19 protein-coding genes and 1 pseudogene are annotated in these 17,169 nt (G+C 50.7%); 5 read left to right on the top strand and 15 right to left on the bottom strand.

What is annotated here, in order from left to right:
• Positions 1–159: 159 nt before the first annotated feature.
• The 3 genes from DI44_RS12915 to DI44_RS12925 all read right to left on the bottom strand — a co-directional run bounded on the left by DI44_RS12915 (position 160) and on the right by DI44_RS12925 (position 3,658).
• On the bottom strand, positions 160–1,560 hold the full coding sequence (locus DI44_RS12915; protein WP_033024799.1) for a hypothetical protein: 1,401 nt from the start codon (positions 1,558–1,560) through the stop codon (positions 160–162).
• A gap of 149 nt (positions 1,561–1,709) precedes the next feature.
• Positions 1,710–2,924 carry an ABC transporter permease gene (locus tag DI44_RS12920; RefSeq protein ID WP_033024798.1) on the bottom strand — a complete coding sequence of 405 codons (1,215 nt, stop codon included), beginning with the start codon at positions 2,922–2,924 and terminating at the stop codon, positions 1,710–1,712.
• On the bottom strand, positions 2,921–3,658 hold the full coding sequence (locus DI44_RS12925; protein WP_033024797.1) for an ABC transporter ATP-binding protein: 738 nt from the start codon (positions 3,656–3,658) through the stop codon (positions 2,921–2,923). Before DI44_RS12925 ends, DI44_RS12920 begins: the two co-directional genes overlap by 4 nt.
• 466 nt (positions 3,659–4,124) lie before the next feature.
• Between DI44_RS12925 and DI44_RS12930 the strand changes: the two genes are divergently transcribed.
• Entirely contained in the window at positions 4,125–4,547 is a 423-nt protein-coding gene (locus tag DI44_RS12930) for an HIT family protein (RefSeq protein WP_033024796.1), read from the top strand.
• A 76-nt stretch (positions 4,548–4,623) separates the two neighbouring features.
• On the opposite strand, the gene DI44_RS12935 is transcribed toward DI44_RS12930, so the two are convergent.
• Complete coding sequence (locus DI44_RS12935) at positions 4,624–5,469, bottom strand: peptidylprolyl isomerase (protein ID WP_015374039.1); 846 nt, start codon at positions 5,467–5,469, stop codon at positions 4,624–4,626.
• Between the two features lie 255 nt (positions 5,470–5,724).
• Here DI44_RS12935 and DI44_RS17765 point away from each other — a divergent pair, with 255 nt between their 5' ends.
• Positions 5,725–5,814, top strand: a complete 90-nt coding sequence (locus tag DI44_RS17765) for a YjcZ family sporulation protein (RefSeq protein ID WP_021322511.1) — start codon at positions 5,725–5,727, stop codon at positions 5,812–5,814.
• Between the two features lie 142 nt (positions 5,815–5,956).
• Here DI44_RS17765 and DI44_RS12940 read toward each other — a convergent pair whose 3' ends face one another.
• The gene (locus DI44_RS12940) at positions 5,957–6,136 is read right to left on the bottom strand and encodes a hypothetical protein (RefSeq protein ID WP_033006720.1); all 180 of its coding nucleotides are present in this window, start codon (positions 6,134–6,136) and stop codon (positions 5,957–5,959) included.
• Between the two features lie 191 nt (positions 6,137–6,327).
• Between DI44_RS12940 and DI44_RS12945 the strand changes: the two genes are divergently transcribed.
• Positions 6,328–6,669, top strand: coding sequence for a YhaI family protein (locus tag DI44_RS12945; protein ID WP_011230157.1), 342 nt, complete (start codon positions 6,328–6,330; stop codon positions 6,667–6,669).
• On the opposite strand, the gene DI44_RS12950 is transcribed toward DI44_RS12945, so the two are convergent.
• A complete protein-coding gene (locus DI44_RS12950; protein ID WP_011230156.1) occupies positions 6,662–7,267 on the bottom strand; it encodes an HTH-type transcriptional regulator Hpr in 606 nt (201 codons plus the stop codon). The two genes, DI44_RS12945 and DI44_RS12950, sit on opposite strands and share 8 nt — an antisense overlap.
• A gap of 154 nt (positions 7,268–7,421) precedes the next feature.
• Here DI44_RS12950 and DI44_RS12955 point away from each other — a divergent pair, with 154 nt between their 5' ends.
• On the top strand, positions 7,422–7,610 hold the full coding sequence (locus DI44_RS12955) for a hypothetical protein (protein ID WP_013146234.1): 189 nt from the start codon (positions 7,422–7,424) through the stop codon (positions 7,608–7,610).
• Between the two features lie 352 nt (positions 7,611–7,962).
• On the opposite strand, the gene DI44_RS12960 is transcribed toward DI44_RS12955, so the two are convergent.
• The 8 genes and pseudogenes from DI44_RS12960 to DI44_RS12990 all read right to left on the bottom strand — a co-directional run bounded on the left by DI44_RS12960 (position 7,963) and on the right by DI44_RS12990 (position 15,089).
• Entirely contained in the window at positions 7,963–8,487 is a 525-nt protein-coding gene (locus DI44_RS12960; protein ID WP_033005728.1) for a tryptophan transporter, read from the bottom strand.
• A gap of 95 nt (positions 8,488–8,582) precedes the next feature.
• Positions 8,583–9,665 (bottom strand): 3-phosphoserine/phosphohydroxythreonine transaminase, encoded by a 1,083-nt coding sequence (gene serC, locus DI44_RS12965; protein ID WP_033024819.1) that lies wholly within the window; start codon positions 9,663–9,665, stop codon positions 8,583–8,585.
• 202 nt (positions 9,666–9,867) lie between these two features.
• Positions 9,868–11,317 (bottom strand): annotated as a pseudogene (locus tag DI44_RS0116940) (IS66-like element ISGst1 family transposase).
• A gap of 99 nt (positions 11,318–11,416) precedes the next feature.
• Entirely contained in the window at positions 11,417–11,605 is a 189-nt protein-coding gene (locus tag DI44_RS12970) for a sporulation YhaL family protein (RefSeq protein ID WP_011230152.1), read from the bottom strand.
• A 111-nt stretch (positions 11,606–11,716) separates the two neighbouring features.
• The gene (locus DI44_RS12975; RefSeq protein ID WP_013523055.1) at positions 11,717–11,845 is read right to left on the bottom strand and encodes a hypothetical protein; all 129 of its coding nucleotides are present in this window, start codon (positions 11,843–11,845) and stop codon (positions 11,717–11,719) included.
• A gap of 26 nt (positions 11,846–11,871) precedes the next feature.
• Positions 11,872–12,849, bottom strand: a complete 978-nt coding sequence (gene yhaM, locus DI44_RS12980; RefSeq protein WP_033005724.1) for a 3'-5' exoribonuclease YhaM — start codon at positions 12,847–12,849, stop codon at positions 11,872–11,874.
• Between the two features lie 118 nt (positions 12,850–12,967).
• Positions 12,968–14,197, bottom strand: a complete 1,230-nt coding sequence (locus DI44_RS12985; RefSeq protein ID WP_033024795.1) for an ABC transporter permease — start codon at positions 14,195–14,197, stop codon at positions 12,968–12,970.
• Positions 14,190–15,089, bottom strand: coding sequence for an ABC transporter ATP-binding protein (locus DI44_RS12990; protein ID WP_033024794.1), 900 nt, complete (start codon positions 15,087–15,089; stop codon positions 14,190–14,192). The genes DI44_RS12985 and DI44_RS12990 overlap by 8 nt, the downstream gene beginning before the upstream one ends.
• A gap of 149 nt (positions 15,090–15,238) precedes the next feature.
• Between DI44_RS12990 and DI44_RS12995 the strand changes: the two genes are divergently transcribed.
• A complete protein-coding gene (locus tag DI44_RS12995; RefSeq protein ID WP_013146241.1) occupies positions 15,239–15,424 on the top strand; it encodes a YhzD family protein in 186 nt (61 codons plus the stop codon).
• A gap of 37 nt (positions 15,425–15,461) precedes the next feature.
• Here DI44_RS12995 and DI44_RS13000 read toward each other — a convergent pair whose 3' ends face one another.
• Complete coding sequence (locus DI44_RS13000) at positions 15,462–16,967, bottom strand: coproporphyrinogen III oxidase (protein ID WP_031206558.1); 1,506 nt, start codon at positions 16,965–16,967, stop codon at positions 15,462–15,464.
• Between the last annotated feature and the right edge of the window lie 202 nt (positions 16,968–17,169).

Raw genomic sequence — 17,169 nt, 5'->3', positions numbered from 1 at the left:
TTTTCTTACCTTTAAACGTTGCCTATCTCCTTTTCACTATACAGCTTTCCGTACCCAATGTATAGAGAAGAAGGCGAACTGTCAAAAAATCGACCGATTTTTAAGTCCATGCCCATTATAGCAAAAAAGCTGCCCCGGCCGCACGGGACAGCTTTCGTTTCAGATGAGAAACATGGCGACAACGGTCGTAACCACCAAGCCGACAGCAACAGGAATGAGGTTGCGGCGCGCCAGCTCAAACGGGTCGACCCCGCAGATCGCTGCCGCCGGAATGAGCGCCCATGGAACGAGCGTGCCGCCGCCGACCCAAATGGCAGCAATTTGACCGAGCGCCGTCAACGTCGCCGTTCCGCCGCCGATCGCTACAGAAAACAAATGGGCGACCGAACCGGCGAGCGAGATGCCAGAAAACCCGGAGCCGTCAAGACCAGTAATCGCCCCGACGATCGTGAGCGTGACCGCCCCCACCTCATTGTTCAGCGGCACCGCATGAGCCAAGGCAACCCCTAAATCGTTGACGATGCCTTGCGATGCCTGCGGCAAATAGTCGCCGATGATTTTCACAAACCCAGCATCGCCAAGATAGAAAAACGCGGCGATCGGAATAACGGGGCCGAATACTTTAAATCCGAATTGGAACCCTTCTATAAAGTAATTCGTCACTTCCGCAAAGCTTTCTTGCCGATGGGCGAGAACGGAGATGAGAATCAAAATGAAAATCGCCGTTCCACCGACCAAGGAGGTCGCTTCCCCGCCTTGCAACCGCAAATAAAACATCGCGATGACATCAAGGGCAAACAAAATCGGAATCAACAGCGCGAGCCATTTTTTCGTTTGTCCCGTCAGTAAATGGCTTGTTTTTTCCAGCGTTGAATCGACCGTTGCAGCCATTTCCGCCTCCCCGCTTGCAAGTAGCCCTCGCTTCATGTCACGGCGCAGCAAGTAAAACGCGGTAACCGTTGTGACGACCCCCATTACAAAAACAAGCGGCACGCTGGCAGCAATGACATCGCCGACCGGCAGCCCGGCGGCATCGGCCGTTAATTTCGGCGCCCCTTGGATGATAAAATCGCCGGAAAGCGCGATGCCATGCCCGAACAAGTTCATCGCCATCGCCACTCCCAACGCCGGCAGACCGACGCGGACCGCTGCCGGCAACAGAACCGCCCCCATGAGGGCAACGGACGGGGACGGCCAGAAAAACCAAGAAATGACCATCATCAAAATCCCGATCGTCCAATACGCCCAAGCCGGCGTACGGATGAAGCGGACAAACGGCGAAACCATGACATCATTGATGCCGGTGGCCGACAACACTTTGCTCATCGCCACAATAATAGAGATGACTAAAATCGTCGGCAATAGCTCCGTAATGGCGTAAATAAAGCTGTTAAACACCCCGCTGACCGCCGCGTTCAACGAATGGGTGGCGACCGCCGCCAATAAAAAGATGCCGGCAATGCAAATGAGCGATGTATCTTTGCGGGCGACCATAAACCCAATAATGAGCACAATAAACAGCAAGTAAATCCAGTGCAGCGCCACAAGCTCTACACCCATGAACCATTCCCCTTTCTTCCCGACTTCGAGCCCGACCCTGTGGACATGCGCCCAGGCCGGTGTACTACAGCATATGAAGCGGGAAAAAAGGTGTGAAAGCCACAGCAGTCCGTCGAGAACGAAAAACGCCGGCGCCAGCGCAAACAGCGCTAGCGTCCGGCCTTCTGCCCACGCCGCAGGCGCACGTACCGCCCTGCCGTCCAAAGCCCCCATATGTTTCCGCCAAGCCAAGTGGCGAGCCAAAGAAGACGCGGGGAAACAGCCAACAGTACGAGATGAAATATCGTATTTTGCCCAATCAGCAGAATGGAAAGCAACCGAACCGCCGCAGCACCCGGTTGCGCCTGCGGCAACGGGTACAGCCGCGGCCATAGCGAGTAGCGATGATGGGAAGGCAGCGCGGCCAGTTGAACAGCGGTCGCGTAAAGAAACAAAAATGCGATGGCCGCCCGCCCGTATTCGTGATCGATCACAGCCAGCATGACGCTTCCAATGGCGGTGAGGCGTACATACAGACCAGCATACCCGCCGGCGCGCAAAAACGTGCGGGCATACAAATGAAAAAACACATGCCGCTCGTCGTACGGTATCAAAGCGAGCAGCGGATCAAGCCAGCGCCGCCGCTTCGCCGCCTCCCGCCATTCCGGAACGTCGGTAAACAAGTTGGCCAGCCGGTAAAACGCCGTTGCCGCTCGCTGTTCTTCGGCGATGATCCGTTCCCATTTCCACGTTTTCCCTCTCACCAACCGTGACAAATAGATGGAAAGAGCGGCCATCAGCCCGACGACAACGACAAACAACGGCCATGGCGCCGCCGCCAGCGCCAAATAAACGAACACCGCCGCTAAGCTGAAGCGGGCGAATGCGCCAAAGCGGTGAAAAGACGGCTCAGCGATATAGCTTCCTTTCCAAGCGGCCCATAAGCTCCATCCTTTGAAACAAAAAAGGCCGAGCAAAAAAAGCGGCCACGGCACCGGGGAAAAGCGAGCATGCAATGGACCCGCCAACAGCAAAAGCAAAGAAAGGCCGTACGCCTGCCATAACCATGAGAACAAAAACGCCCGCTGAATATACGGCCCCAGCCGTTCTTCCGCCGGCAATAAAAACACCGTATCCGCCTCGCGGAACAAGGTGCGCACCGACCCGGCGGCCGCCGCCCAGCCGAACACGACCGCCGCAATAGCCGGATACGGAAACGAGTCAGGAAGCGCCGCCGCCCAGCGCTCGTACATCACCGCTATGCCGCCAAGCACGATGATCAAACCGACGAGCAAATGGTCGTTGAACATATAGCGCAAGTAGCGGATCCGTTTTCGCCATTCCGCTTGGAAACGCTGCTTCCAAAGACGGCGGGCGTCAATCATAGCTCATCGTCCTTTGTCAATTCGATGTACAGCTCATCAAGCGACGCCCCCCGCAGCCCGAACTGGCGGCGAATGTCATCAAGCGTCCCTTTGGCTTTGACGCGGCCTTTGTGCAAAATAACGAATGAGTCGCAATACCGCTCTGCCGTCGCTAAAATGTGCGTCGACAGCAAAATGCCCGCTCCCTTCGCTTTCTGTTCGTTCATTCGCTCAAGCAGGGCGTGAATGGCAAGCGGATCGAGGCCGAGAAACGGCTCATCGATGATATAAAGCGGCGGTTCAAGCAAAAAGGCGCATACAATCATGACTTTTTGCTTCATTCCTTTTGAAAAGTGAGCCGGAAACGAGGAAAGCCGCCGCTCCAATCGAAACTCGCGAAGCAGCGGCGGAAGGCGGCGTTCATACTCCGCTTCTCTCAGCCCGTACGCCATCGCCGCTAGACGCAAATGTTCCTCAAGCGTCAATTCTTCATACAACACCGGCGTTTCCGGGATAAAAGCAAACTGCCTCCGATACGTTTCCGGCCCGTCCGCAAGCCGATGGCCGCTGATGGAAATCGCACCGCGGCGCGGTTCCATCAAACCGATAATATGTTTGATCGTCGTGCTTTTGCCGGCTCCATTTAAGCCGATCAAGGCGACCATTTCACCGCGGTCGACCACAAACGTCACGTCTTCAAGCACGTTTTGCGCCGTATAGCCTCCGGATAGATCCTTCACCTGCAAAAGTGTCATCGTCCGCCCCCTTTCCGTTCTGGCGTTTATCCCCATTGTACCAAACCATAGCCTCGCTTACCAAAAAAAGATCACACCGTTCTTTTGCATAAACTCACTCAAGCCGGGCATGATAAATAGCGAAGAGGGGATGAGGAATCAAAAAGTTGATGAACGATCCATCCGAAATGGGGTGTTCGTCAAAGACGCCGTTGTGAGCTGCAAAACGTTGTAAACGTTCCTAGGGAGCGACCATCGCATTCGTTGCTGGGAAGCAACGAGCCTGTCCAAAGGGGATGGTCACGTTGAACAAAGGAAGCGCTCACGCCGAACCAACTTTTGCCGCAAATGGGGTGTTCATCAAACGCACATTTGCTTGAATCATCCTCTCCCCTTTTCACCAACCGGGATGTAACCTGCGTTGCGGGATTACATCCCGGTTTTTTTATGGTAAAATGAAGAAAACAGGAAAGAAAGGGTGACCACAGTGAGCGATTGCATTTTTTGCAAAATCATTAACGGCGAATTGCCCGCGGCGAAAGTGTACGAAGACGACCATGTGCTCGCGTTTTTGGACATCAGCCAAGTGACAAAAGGGCATACGCTTGTCATCCCGAAAGTACATACGGAAAACATTTTCACCCTCACGTCGGAGGCGGCCAGCCAACTGTTTCGCGCAGTGCCGACGATTGCCAATGCACTCAGGCGAGCATTTTCCCCGGTCGGGCTCAACTTACTGAACAACAATGGCGAGCAAGCGGGGCAGACAGTGTTCCATTACCATCTTCACCTCATTCCACGCTACGGCAAAGGGGATGGGTTTGGCGCGGTCTGGAAGTCGCATGCAAGCGACTATACGCCCGCTGACCTGCAGGCGATCGCGGCCGCCATTCGCGAACAGCTCGGCTGATCTCCCGTTGTTGAACAGCAGAAAGGTCAAGCCCACAAATAAAAAAACGGAAGCAGGGATGTTCTGCTTCCGTTTTTTACTGTTTTCCTTGCTGCCCGATTACATCTTGCAAATCTTTGTCTTTGATCTCAACACCGGCATCTTTCACCAGTTTGTCCACTTTTGACTGCATCGTCGTAGGATCAAGCTTGTTCCGTTTGACTTCAAACGCAATTTCGTCTTTCATTTCGTTGAACGACTTTTTCTTTTCTTTGTCCGTCACTTTAATGATATGGTAGCCGTAATCCGTTTTCACCGGATCGCTCACTTCGCCGACTTTCAGCTTATAGGCGGCTTCTTCAAACTCCTTGACCATTTTCCCTGGGCCAAACCAGCCTAAATCGCCGCCGTTGGACGCCGAGCCTGGATCTTGGGAGTATTCTTTGGCCAACTTGGCGAAATCCTCGCCTTTATCAAGCTTCGCCTTTACTTCTTTTGCTGTTTTTTCATCTTTGACCAAAATATGGCTGGCACGAATTTTCGGTTTGTAGTTGTCATAATACTCCTTCAGCTCTTTCTCCGTCACTTTTATGTCTTCAACGGCCGCTTTCGTCCGCAGCAAATCGAGCTTGACCATTTCGCGGATCACTTTTTCTCCGTTCTGCTGCACGGCCAAATCATATTGCGTTCCATACGCCTCCTTGATTCGTTCGATTTCGCGGTCGATCTCTTCATCGGTTACCTTGTATTTTTTGCTCAACACTTTTTCGTCAATCAAATCACGAAGGACGGATTTGCCGACGCGCTCTTTCATCTCATTATAAAATTCGTCTTTCGTAATATTGCCGTTTTTCGTTTCCACAATCGCTTCCGAACCGTCGTTGCTGCAGGCCGACAAAGCCATGAGCGAAACGACGGCAGCGGCCATCATCCATTTTTTCATTCGCTTCACAACTCCTACATCTTTTTTCGATTGAATGTTCCCACGCTTTCAAGCGGCGCGGATCGAATGGCGCCCAAGCGCGCCCAAGAAACAACATGCTCGCCTCTTCAGCCACGACAATAACTATACCATATTTCCAACGAAAAAAAAACCTCTTTCCGCTTTAGTCATCCGCCCATAACATGCACGCTTGCCATACATATGATGAGGATGAAGCGCTCGACAGGCTTCTTCTTGCCGAAAGGGGGTGTTACGATGAGCGCACCTTATTCCGGAGGCTTTGCGTTGATTGTTGTGCTGTTTATTTTGTTAATCATTGTCGGCTGCGCCTGCGTCATCTACTAAACGAAAGAGGGTGCTCCCGCAAAAGGAGCACCCTTTTTTTGCCGCCTTCCTTGAAACGAAGGGAGAGGCAACGACAATGGAACTCGCTCCATCAAAAGGAAAACATAACAATCCCCGCATCAACCGTTAGAAGAGAGAAAAGTTATGTAAACAACACTTCAAAGTAAGAAGAGATTAATAAAATCGTAATCAGGACATTGATCGTGCGAAAAACCGCCGGCTGCTGCTCCTCCGGGATGTCACGCTGCGCGCAAAGCGAGTGTGTGAGCTGGTTGATAAAAAATAAGACCACAACCGCCAGGAGGATGAAAGAAAGCACCAAAACTGTTCCCCTCCTCTTTGATTCTTCGCCAAACGCCGCCCATGGCTTTAACTTTACATCGTTCATGGCGGGAAATCAATCATTTTTCTTTTTCCGGACACAAACCGATTTTTCTATTGGTGAATGCGCACAAATTCGGTAAAATATACGTAAAAACGGTCACATTTTCGTCACCAAAAGGAGCACGATATATGGAATCGTTGGAAAAGCGAGTGGCCAAGCTGGAATTTCACCAGTCTCTGCTGATGGAAATGATCGACGAAACGAAAAAACCATTTTATTCCCTCATCATCCGCGCGGATTTGACCAAAGAAGAAGTCGACGCCTTCTTGGCGTTTTGCCAAGAGCTTGCCGACCAATACGAACAGCAAAAAGCGGAAGGGTTGACGATTTTCACTCCCCTGCTCGTGCAGTTTGCTGGGATGCTTCATCCGAACCTTCCGCTGGAACAGACAGTTGACGCTCTTTTGGCCCAACAAATGTTTGTCCCGCTGATGACCGAGCTGAAAACGCTCATTCGCACCATCAGTTAGCCTGGCTGGCCAATTCTTTCTCGTGCTCTTCCGTTTTCGGCTTTCGCTTGACAAGTTTGCCGTCCTGCTCGATAAAGTCTTCTTTAATGTTTTCAAACGCCCGCTCAAAAATTTCCATGAAATCATCGCCATAAATATTGCGGACGATGCACATCATTTCTAAAATTTCTGGAAACTTTCCGTACAACTCGCGCAACGGCAACGCCCCATTGAAAACGGCATTTTTCGTCGGGTCATACGTCTCCATCAGCTTCATCAACACTTCTTCGCCTTTTTCCGTCAACTCAATGTACGTATTGCGCTTGTCATCCTGTTTTTTGGAAAACGAAAGCAATCCTTTTTCTTCTAATTTCTTTGAGAAGTTGAACGCCGTCGACACATGCATCACACCGAACTTGGCGATTTCCGAAATCGAGGCCCCTTTGAAGTGGTAGGCGATCCATAAAATGTGATGTTCGTTAATGTTCAAGTCAAACGGCTTGATCCACCGTTGCCAATCTTTTTCAATGGATTTCCATAGCGCTTTGCTCAGCTGGGCAATTCGTTGGCTGAATAACATCGCCTCTTTGATGGAATAATGCTGTTCTGTCGCTTTCATCGTTCCACCCACTCTTCCCTCACCGTATTTTTTACTCTCCATTATATCAATAAAACAAAAAGGAATAAAGACAAAAGTATTTATTTTTATGATTTTTTTTGCATATTCATAGTAGTAAGCATAAGGCGCTTAGCGCATACAGGAGGAGAATGCCATGGTGTATATACAATGGCTGCTTATCGCTGTCGGATTCTTATTTTTCTGTCTTTTTATAAACGCATTTTTCGCCTTATGGAAAGCGCGGGCGTACCCGCCGAAAGCATTGCTGAAAGAACGGACTTTGCGCTATATTGGAATAGCGTTCATTTGCTTGCTCACCGCTTGGCTTCTCAGCTATGTCTAATACGCGTTAAAAACAAATGGAGCATAACACGAGTGTTGATGATCCATTATTTTACTAAAAGCACAGAATCATTTGACTGAACACAAGCTTTTCTGCCTCTTCCCTCGAACAAGAACGCCGGCGGGCAAATGTCATTTGCCCGCAAAGCGTTCATTGTTCGAGGAAGGCATGCGTACAGCATGCCCAGTCGGCAAGCGGTTCGCTTGCCGACTACGGCAGAAAAAGCTGATAATAGAGCGATTTCAACTGGTTTTTAATGGTTAATCAACACGCCTGAGAGCATAAGTATTTTTTTCCTACTCTCTCTTTGATAGCAAAAAACCCGACCAGCCATGATCGGGTTTTTTGCCGTTTACACGTGTGCTGTGACGTTCATCCGCCGGAAAATGGACGCCGCAATCGGATAGATAATGGCCATGGCCACCGCATTTAACGCCGCGGTTGGCAGCACAATCGTGACAAACAGCGCAGAAAAGGTCGTTCCACCCGGCAACCCAACAATAAGGAGCGCCGCGGTTAAAAACACCGCCCCGGAAATGACGGTGCCGACAGCCGCCAGCACTGAAGCCCCAATGACCGTTTGGCTGTATGCTTTCATCAAAGTCGCTAGGGCAAACACGACAAAGGCGGTGATGATCTTATCGATCATATTCGGCAGCTGTCCGCCCGGGAACGTCGTCGTCATGGCTGAGATCAAGCCAGTGACGACGCCGACAAGGCCGACCGCTTTGACGTTCGGAAAAAGCAAAATCGCCAAAAACATCATCGCCAGCATCATATCCGGCTTCATTCCGAAAAACAACCCCGGAATGACCGCGTGCAACACGGCTCCGATTCCGACTAACAGCGCCATCGATACTAATGCTCTCACATTCATGCTCATCTCTCCTCATCTCTCCTCGTCTATATCTTTTGCTCGAGAATTTTTCTATCATTATATCACTTTGCAGTGTAAAAGTGAAGAAGAAATTTTCAGGCAAAACGGCGGCGGAACTCGTTCATGAACGACGCGAGCGCTTCGCACGCCTCAAGCGGCACCGCGTTGTAAATCGACGCCCGGCAGCCGCCAACCGATCGGTGCCCGCCGAGCCCGACAAACCCGCGTTCTTTCGCCTCGGCGAGGAACGTTCTCGTCAGCTCCTCATTTGGAAGCGTAAAGGTGACGTTCATGAGCGAACGGCTCCCCTTTTCGGCGTGCGGTTTGTAAAAGCCGCCGCTTTCATCAATCGCCTCATACAGCACGGCTGCCTTTTGCTGGCTGCGCTCTTCCATCGCCGCCACACCGCCTTGCTCTTCGACCCATTCGAGCACGAGCGACAGCATGTAAATCGCAAACGTCGGCGGCGTGTTGTACAGCGAATTGCTCTTCTGGTGCGTCCGGTAATCAAGCATCGTCGGCAGCCCGTCCGGAATGCGCTCAAGCAAATCGTTGCGGAGAATGACAACCGTGACTCCTGACGGGCCGAGATTTTTCTGCGCCCCGGCGTAAATGAGGGCAAATTGACTGACATCGAACGGACGACTTAAAATATCGCTCGACATATCCGCGACCAAGTCAACCGGCGTGTTCGGAAATTCCTTCCATTGAGTGCCGAAGATCGTGTTGTTTGACGTAATATGGACATAGGCGGCGTTTTTCGGCCATTGGACGTCATCAAGCGGCGGAATGTATGTGTAGTTCGCTTCTTTGCTCGAAGCGACGACCGTTGTCAAACCGATTTTTTGCGCTTCTTTCAGCGCTTTCTCCGACCACGCCCCGGTCAGCACATAACAGCCGATTTTCCCTTCCGTGAGGAGGTTCATCGGCACCATGGAAAACTGCAGGCTCGCCCCGCCTTGCAAAAATAAAATGTCATATCCGTCCGGCACATTTAGAAGCCGCTTGAGCCGCTCTTTCGCCGCATTATGGACAGCCTCGTATTCCTTGCTTCGGTGGCTTAATTCCATCACCGACATGCCGGTGTTTTGAAAATTAAGGAGCTCTTTTTGCGCCCGCTCAAGCACCGGAAGCGGCAGCGCTGACGGGCCGGCGTTGAAGTTGTACGCGCGTTTCATTGTCATCCCTCACTTTGCCTCCTGGTAGTCCATTGATATTATTATCCTAACACGATTCGCAAAAAAAGAAAGAGAATTTTTCGAAAAAAACGCTTTCAAATGAAATCTTCCAAAAAAAGAAAGTCCCTGGTAACTATTCACCCCAGTGCTAGTGTATAAAAAAGCCCAGCACAAATAGGGCATTTCGGTCATAGAAAATGCCCTAGGTAGCGGAAAGAACTCGATCGATCGTTTCGCCTGCCAACAGAAGACATAACGAATCCCACACGTTTTTTTCGTGTTTCGTCAGTGTGGAAACGATGCTTCTTGCGATGCAAAACGACTGCGCGAATGTTTCTTCGCGAAACGTACCCGAAATGTTCTCTTTGACTTTGACCATGCGAAGATCGCGTTCGGCTTGGTTGTTGTCAAAGGGAACATGTACTTCACGTAAGAAACGCAGCGCTTCTTCCTTTCGTTTTTGAAGCCGTCGAACAAAAGCGAGTGCTTTTTTCGGAAGAGGCGTCATCGTTTCTAATCGGTGTTGTGCTCTTTCTAGGATGCGATCATACACTCGTTCCCACCGTCTCGCTTCTTCTTCGGAAAGTGCACCGTGATGGGCTTCGACGGCTTGCTTGGCGGCTAACAGAAACGTGGTCATGCGCATCGCCCACGTATGCCCTTGTTCGATGAATCCTTTTAACTCACGCAAATGGTGGGCATGACAAAGGGCATGGGTGGCATGTGTGTATTTAGGATACGTACCGAACGCATCGTGCATCATCGTCCCTTCATATCGGGGAAGAATCCCGATATCATCGGTCGCTTTTTTTCCACGAGAAGCGTGAGGAGCCAAGTATGTATATCTCGATGTACACGCGACATGCACCCATGCGAGTTTCCCATTGATGCGCAAACTCGTTTCATCGACATGCAGGATGTTGGATTCAAGTAAGGCGTCTTCGATGATGTCCATATTTGATTCCAGCGATTCGCGTCCTCGTTTCACCATATTGGCAAGAGTTCCCGTACTAATCGAGTGTTGATATAACGCTTCGATTGTATCACTTAAACGCTTGTACGGGATCAATTGGATATGATGTAAATAAACAACGAGCGCCGTGAGCCGTGGACCGTATTGCACATGATTCGTGACATGGGATGGGAATTCGGCTTGTTGCACGCATCGACAATGTGGACACGATTTCACTTCACGTTCATGTTGTGTCACCTCGATCGCCACAGGAGGGACATCAAACACTTGACGGATATCGACTTTGAACGGTTTGACTTCACGCAAAGAAGCTCCACATCCTTGACACGTATGCACACGGTGGGACGACACGATGATGTGGACGTTCCACTTGACGGAGCGTCGTTCCTTGATGTCCTTCTTGTCCGCCTGGCTTGTTGCCAGATGGTTGACGAGAAGAACGTGTGTTGGCAAAACGGTCAGAAGATGGGGGCAAATGGCTATTAGAGCTGTTTTTTTTCGTGCGTGCTTCCAGCTCTTGAACGCGATACTTGAGTTGTTCATTTTCTTTGCGTAGCTGTTTGTTTTCTTTCAACAGTTGCTCAATGACTTGTTGTTGGTGAGTAATGAGCTGCTTTTGTTGTTGGACTTTGCTGATTAAGCTTTCAACTGTAAATACAGCTTGTTGTACCGTCAACATGCGATTCACCTCCTTGTCTATCAGTATTCACATCATAGACAAGGAAAGAAGAAAATATTCAGCTCACTTTATGATGTGGCTGAATAGTTACAGTCCCTGCTATTGCAAGGACTTCGCTTGTTTCCGCCGCTCGCGCTCCTTTCGGATGCGCTCCATGTAAATCTCCCCTTCTTTTTCAATAAATGCTTCGTCAATTTCCCGCTCGCGCGCCGCCGTTTTTACGGTCATATAGCCGCTGAAAATAATACCGGCAACAACCAAATACACCCACCAAGGCAAACTGAGCATCGCCATTCCCCCTTGTATGCTTGTCTTGTCTTAGTACACTATACGCGCAACAAGGGGGCAGTATGCATGGAGAAAGAGGCGGGAAAGCCGCCTCTTTCTTAGGGACAACGCTTATGCTTCGTTTCGCTTCTTCTTTGTTTTCTTCTTCGCTTTCTTCCACTGTCGGCGCAGCTCGTTCAACTCTTCTTTCGCCTGTTCATACTGAGCCGTCGGGACGATTTCAATGATCGGTTCGATCATGATCCATCCCTCCCTTGGTCCGCCCCTTACTCTTTACTACCCGCGTTTTTTGGCTTTGAAACAGACAAAAACGCCGGTTTGTAAAACGAGCGGTTGTCAAGGGCAAAGACGCGTTCAGTGAATTCACCTGGTTTCACTTTCTCAAGCGCACGGTCGATCATCGTAATTTTCGCATCCAAATTGTCAATGTAATGAAGCACCTCGGCTTCTTTGACAAGCGGCGGCTTCGGGCTGCCCCATTCCGCCTTGCCATGATGCGCGAGCACAAGATGCTGCAAAATGACAACTTCTTCACCTTGAATGCCGAGCTGTTCCGCCGCCTTGCTGATCTCGCTCACCATGATCGAAATGTGTCCGAGCAAATTCCCTTCAAGCGTATACGCCGTCGATACCGGACCAGATAATTCCATCACTTTGCCAAGGTCATGCAAAATGACGCCGGCATAAAGCAAGTCTTTATTGAGCGACGGATAGAGATGGACGAGCGCCTTGGCGAGTTCAAGCATCGACACGACATGATACGCCAGTCCGGAGATGAATTCATGATGGTTTTTCGTCGCCGCTGGGTACTCAAAAAACGCCTTTTCGTATTTTTTCAACAAATAGCGGGTAATGCGCTGGATGTTTGGATTTTCCATCGCAAATATGTATTCCATCACTTTCGCCTTCATTTCCTCGCGCCCGAGCGGAGCCGTCTCCAAAAAGTCATCGATGCGCACCGCATCGCCCGGATGAGCAGGACGGATCGAACGGATGCGCAACTGCAATTTGCCGCGGTAGTTATGGATGTCTCCCGCCACTTTGACGATGCACTCCGGCACATACCGCTCTTCGTCATCCGGCGAGACATCCCACAGTTTGGCTTCAATGTCGCCGCTTTTATCTTGCAAAATCAACGTCAAGAACGGCTTGCCGTTGCTGGCGATGCCTTTCGTTGCGGATTTGATGAGCAAAAAGAGATCAACTTGTTCCCCAACCTCATAATGGATGATGCCTTTCGCCACTTCGTTCTCCTCCGTTTCTCTGTACGTACTTTCTAGTATATCATAACGGGCAAAGGGCAAAAAGAAAGCCTTGCCGAAACGGCAAGGGAACATTAGCCCAAACGTCCCGTCACGCTGTTTATTTTTTTGTCAGCTGGATGGCCTGTTTTATATCCTTGAAAATGTTCATTCGTCCATACATCAGCACGCCGCCTCGATACACTTTGGCGCCAAAATAGATCAGCAAAACAATCGTCGCCACCAAAAGCACAAGGCAAAGCGCCACTTCCCACCCCGGCACGGACACGAGGCCGATGCGCAAAAACATGAGCATCGGCGCGAAAAAAGGAACGAACGAAGCGCCGGTCACGAACGCCGACTCTGGGGCATTCAAGCCAAACATCGCGATCATAAAGGCAGCGACAACCAACATCATGACCGGCGTAATCGCCGGCTGCACGTCCTCAACCCGGCTGACGAGCGAACCGAGCACGGCAAACAGCACCGCGTACAAGAGGTAACCGAGCAAGAAAAAAACGAGTGCATACACAAAGATCGAGGCCGGCAGGCGGTCAAATCCGAGGAAACGCCACACTTCCTGCCCGCTCGTTTTTAACGCGGCGAACGCAACGGCGAAAAACACGAAAAATTGCGTCAAGCTGACAAGCGCAACGCCGATGATTTTGCCAAACAGCTGTTGGACCGGCGGGACGCTTGACACTAAAATTTCCATCACGCGCGACGATTTTTCCGTCGCCACCTCCGTCGCGATCATGCCGCCATACATCAAAACGAACATATACATCGCGAAAAGAAGGACATAAACAAGAGCGCGCGCTTGGTTCAACTCCTCTTCCGTCTTCGCGTTTTTTTCCAATGCCACCTTTTGGAACGGAACAGGTTTGTAAAGCTCCGCCATTTGTTCATCCGTCAGGCCAAGCTTAGCGGCTGAAAGCGCTGTTTTCAGCTGGCTCAGCGCTCGTTCCAGCTCCTCAGGCGTCTGATTGTCCACAATCGTATTGGCATAATACACCGCTTCCGGCAATCCTTCCGCATCCCTGGACAATACGAGCAATCCGTCCCATTTGCCTTCTTTGACTGCTTCTTTCGCTTCGTTTTCCATATCCGTAATTTTTGTCAACGCGATTTGATTATGGTTTGCCTGCTTCTCAAGCGGACCGTACAAAGATCCCGTGCGGTCAATGACCGCGACATGAGGCTTTTCATCACCGGTGAAAAACTCAATGATCGGCTGAATGTTGGCCACCCCGATGATCAACAGGCAAGTGATGGCAGTGGTCACCAAAAATGCTTTCGCCTTCAGCTTCGTCTGATACGTATGTACCGCCACAAGGAAAAACTTATTCATACGCCGCACCTACTTTTTCAATAAAGATATCATTCAGAGACGGTTCTTCCAAGGCAAACAGACGAACCGCGACTTTTCCTGCTATATGGCCGAGTATCGCTTGTGCCGTCTCCTCATTGGCGATTTGCAGCCGCACCCCTTCCGCCGTCCTCTTCCACTGCAAAACGCCAGGAAACCGCGCCAATTCTTCAAACGGCCCGTCCCCTTGAATAACAAGGATTTGTTTGCCAAACGAACGTTTCAGTTCACGCAGCGCTCCAGCCACCACCGCGCGGCCGCGGCGCAAAATGCAGACATGTTCGCACAGCTCTTCCACATGTTCCATCCGATGACTCGAGAAGACAATGGTCGTGCCGTTCCGTTTTAAATCAAGCACCGCTTCTTTCAACAGTTCAACGTTCACCGGATCAAGACCGCTGAATGGCTCATCCAAGATTAATAGCTTCGGTCGATGAAGCACAGCAGCGATAAACTGGATTTTTTGCTGGTTGCCTTTCGACAGCTCCTCCACCCGCTTGTTGGCGTAATCGCGGATATGGAAGCGCTCGAGCCAGCGGTCGATTTCCGGAAGAATATCCGTCTTTTTCATTCCGCGCAACCGCCCTAAATACAGAAGCTGCTCTTGCACTTTCAGCTTCGGGTACAACCCGCGCTCTTCCGGCAAATAGCCGATCAGATGGCTTTTCGAGTAATCAATCGGTTCGCCTTGCCAACGGATCACCCCTTCCGTCGGGAGCAGAAGGCCTAAAATCATGCGAAAGGTCGTCGTTTTTCCCGCTCCGTTCGCCCCAAGCAATCCGAACATCTCCCCTTCTGGAACCGTCAACGTCAAATGGTCGACGGCCGTCGCCTGACCAAACCGTTTCGTCACCTCAATGATCTCTAAACTCATCCACATTCCCCCAACGTAAAACAAATTTTCCACCCACATTATTAAAACGTGCAGTCTCAAAAAAAGTTTCAGACAGAAGCAGGAATTTGCCGATCCAACCTCTAAATGAAAGAGAAATGAATGATGATTCAGCGAAAGGAGATGGTGACATGCCGATGTATACGTTGACCGCTTTTGAGCGCGATGGAGAAAAATTGCTCGATGAAACGTTTGAAGCAGCCAATGATGAAGAAGCGAAAAAAATCGGTGAACAAAAGTTGCGCGAGCGCGGCTGTTGGGAGAAAACACACCGTTGCGTCAATGCCAGCGGCAAGCTCATTTTATTTCACCGTTAATCAAAACACCCCGGGGTTGTTCCCGGGGTGTTGTTATTTATCCAAATATTTCCTTTAATATATTGATTTTCTCTTCCGTATATTCGGCGAAATGCTCGTTGTACACTTTCGGCTCTTTTGGGTTCGCCTGGCGGGTGATTTTCCGCGTTTTCGGATCGACAAACTTGCTTGATGCCCCGCAGCCAAGGCCGATGATCGACTGCTGCTCTTCCATGATCATAATGTTGTATATGCTCTCTTGACCTGGCAGCGCGTAGCCGACGTTTTCAAGGTTGCCGAGAATGTTTTTTTGTCGATACAAATAGTAAGGGACATAACCGTGTTCCTTTGTCCATTCTTGGGCAGCCTTCATCATCGCCTGCACTTCCTCGCGGCTGGCGACTTTGTACTTTTGTTTGTTCTTTGTCATTTCCGACGCCCGTTTAAATGACAGCGTGTGGATGGTGAGCGATTCCGGCATGAGCCGCTCCGTCTCGGCGAGCGTATGCGTAAATTCCGCCAGACCCTCGCCGGGCAGTCCGATGATTAAATCCATATTAATGTTGTTCATACCCATTTGCCTTGCTAAATGAAACTTGTTGATCGTCTCTTCGACCGTATGATGGCGCCCGATCGCTTTTAACGTCTCCTGAATGTAGGATTGCGGGTTAATGCTGATGCGGTCGATCCGCCACTTTTTCAACACTTCGAGCTTCTCCGGCGTAATCGTATCCGGACGCCCGGCTTCCACCGTGATTTCGCGGACGCGGTCGACGTCTGGAAATACGTCATACATATGAGCGTACAGCCGGTCCATCTCGTCGGCCGTAATGCTCGTCGGCGTCCCGCCGCCGTAGTAAATCGTTGTGATGCGGATGCCGCGCTCGCGCAAAAAGCGGCCGACCGCCTCCATTTCGTAATGAAGGCCGGCCAAAAAGGCGTCGACCGACCCTTGGCGGCCGTTGATGGCGTACGCCGGAAATGTGCAATAGGCGCATTTCGTTGGGCAAAATGGAATGCCGATATAGATGCTCACTTCGTGGGCCAAATCGTATAAATCCGGAACGACCGTGAGCTGACGATCCACGATCGCTTGCATTAATTCGATTTTTTCGTTTGTCACTAAATACTCTTCAGCCAGCTTCCGGTGCGCCTCTTCTTTCGAAAGGCCTGAGCGCAAAAGCTGATGAAGCAGCTTGACCGGACGAACGCCGGTCAGCACGCCCCACGGCTGAATGAGGCCGGTAGAACGCTCAAGCAACGTCAAATAGACATGCAAAACGGCGTTTTTCAGCTGTTTTTCGTACGTTTTCCCGTCAGCATCCGCCGGCGTGCTGCATTCATGACTCGCTTCCTCAACGCGCCCGGACGTCTTGTCGAGAAGCGTCCCAGAAACAGCGATGCACCCGTCTTTCTTGACGGAAAACATAACGGCCATATCGGCCTCGGGAAGCGGCGCGAGCGACAGCTCCGGCGCTTCGAAGAACAGCTCGGTCATCACTTCGAGCGGGCGCTGAAACCGTTCCGGATGCGGCAGTCCTTGAATTTCGATCCGCACGTTCATCACCTTTTCTTTCAAACTTCTTTCAGTGTACTGAACGGCTGTTTCCTTCGTCAAGCGGAAGAATGCACCTTTGCCGCCGACTTTATGGAAATGACTCCCGCCCGGCCAACTAGATTAAAAAAGCCGGACATTCGCTCCGGCCTCATTTTTATGATTTTCGTGAAAACGGCAAGCGCCAGTTGTCCTCTCACGGTTCGCTCCC

It is taken from the genome of Geobacillus sp. CAMR5420 (genome assembly GCF_000691465.1).
GTDB lineage: Bacteria > Bacillota > Bacilli > Bacillales > Anoxybacillaceae > Geobacillus > Geobacillus thermoleovorans.
This window is presented reverse-complemented; position numbering and strand designations above follow the sequence as displayed.

Excerpts from the sequence above, each read along its gene's own strand:
- DI44_RS12975 (WP_013523055.1), bottom strand. The coding sequence starts at position 11,845 with ATGATCGAACCGATCATTGAAATCGTCCCGACGGCTCAGTATGAACAG.
- DI44_RS12970 (WP_011230152.1), bottom strand. The coding sequence starts at position 11,605 with ATGCTCAGTTTGCCTTGGTGGGTGTATTTGGTTGTTGCCGGTATTATT.
- DI44_RS12920 (WP_033024798.1), bottom strand. The coding sequence starts at position 2,924 with ATGATTGACGCCCGCCGTCTTTGGAAGCAGCGTTTCCAAGCGGAATGG.
- DI44_RS12925 (WP_033024797.1), bottom strand. The coding sequence starts at position 3,658 with ATGACACTTTTGCAGGTGAAGGATCTATCCGGAGGCTATACGGCGCAA.
- DI44_RS12945 (WP_011230157.1), top strand. The coding sequence starts at position 6,328 with ATGGAATCGTTGGAAAAGCGAGTGGCCAAGCTGGAATTTCACCAGTCT.
- DI44_RS12990 (WP_033024794.1), bottom strand. The coding sequence starts at position 15,089 with ATGAGTTTAGAGATCATTGAGGTGACGAAACGGTTTGGTCAGGCGACG.
- DI44_RS12935 (WP_015374039.1), bottom strand. The coding sequence starts at position 5,469 with ATGAAAAAATGGATGATGGCCGCTGCCGTCGTTTCGCTCATGGCTTTG.
- DI44_RS12960 (WP_033005728.1), bottom strand. The coding sequence starts at position 8,487 with ATGAATGTGAGAGCATTAGTATCGATGGCGCTGTTAGTCGGAATCGGA.
- DI44_RS12915 (WP_033024799.1), bottom strand. The coding sequence starts at position 1,560 with ATGGGTGTAGAGCTTGTGGCGCTGCACTGGATTTACTTGCTGTTTATT.
- DI44_RS12950 (WP_011230156.1), bottom strand. The coding sequence starts at position 7,267 with ATGAAAGCGACAGAACAGCATTATTCCATCAAAGAGGCGATGTTATTC.
- serC (WP_033024819.1), bottom strand. The coding sequence starts at position 9,665 with ATGAAACGCGCGTACAACTTCAACGCCGGCCCGTCAGCGCTGCCGCTT.
- DI44_RS12955 (WP_013146234.1), top strand. The coding sequence starts at position 7,422 with ATGGTGTATATACAATGGCTGCTTATCGCTGTCGGATTCTTATTTTTC.
- DI44_RS13000 (WP_031206558.1), bottom strand. The coding sequence starts at position 16,967 with ATGAACGTGCGGATCGAAATTCAAGGACTGCCGCATCCGGAACGGTTT.
- DI44_RS12985 (WP_033024795.1), bottom strand. The coding sequence starts at position 14,197 with ATGAATAAGTTTTTCCTTGTGGCGGTACATACGTATCAGACGAAGCTG.
- DI44_RS12995 (WP_013146241.1), top strand. The coding sequence starts at position 15,239 with ATGCCGATGTATACGTTGACCGCTTTTGAGCGCGATGGAGAAAAATTG.
- DI44_RS17765 (WP_021322511.1), top strand. The coding sequence starts at position 5,725 with ATGAGCGCACCTTATTCCGGAGGCTTTGCGTTGATTGTTGTGCTGTTT.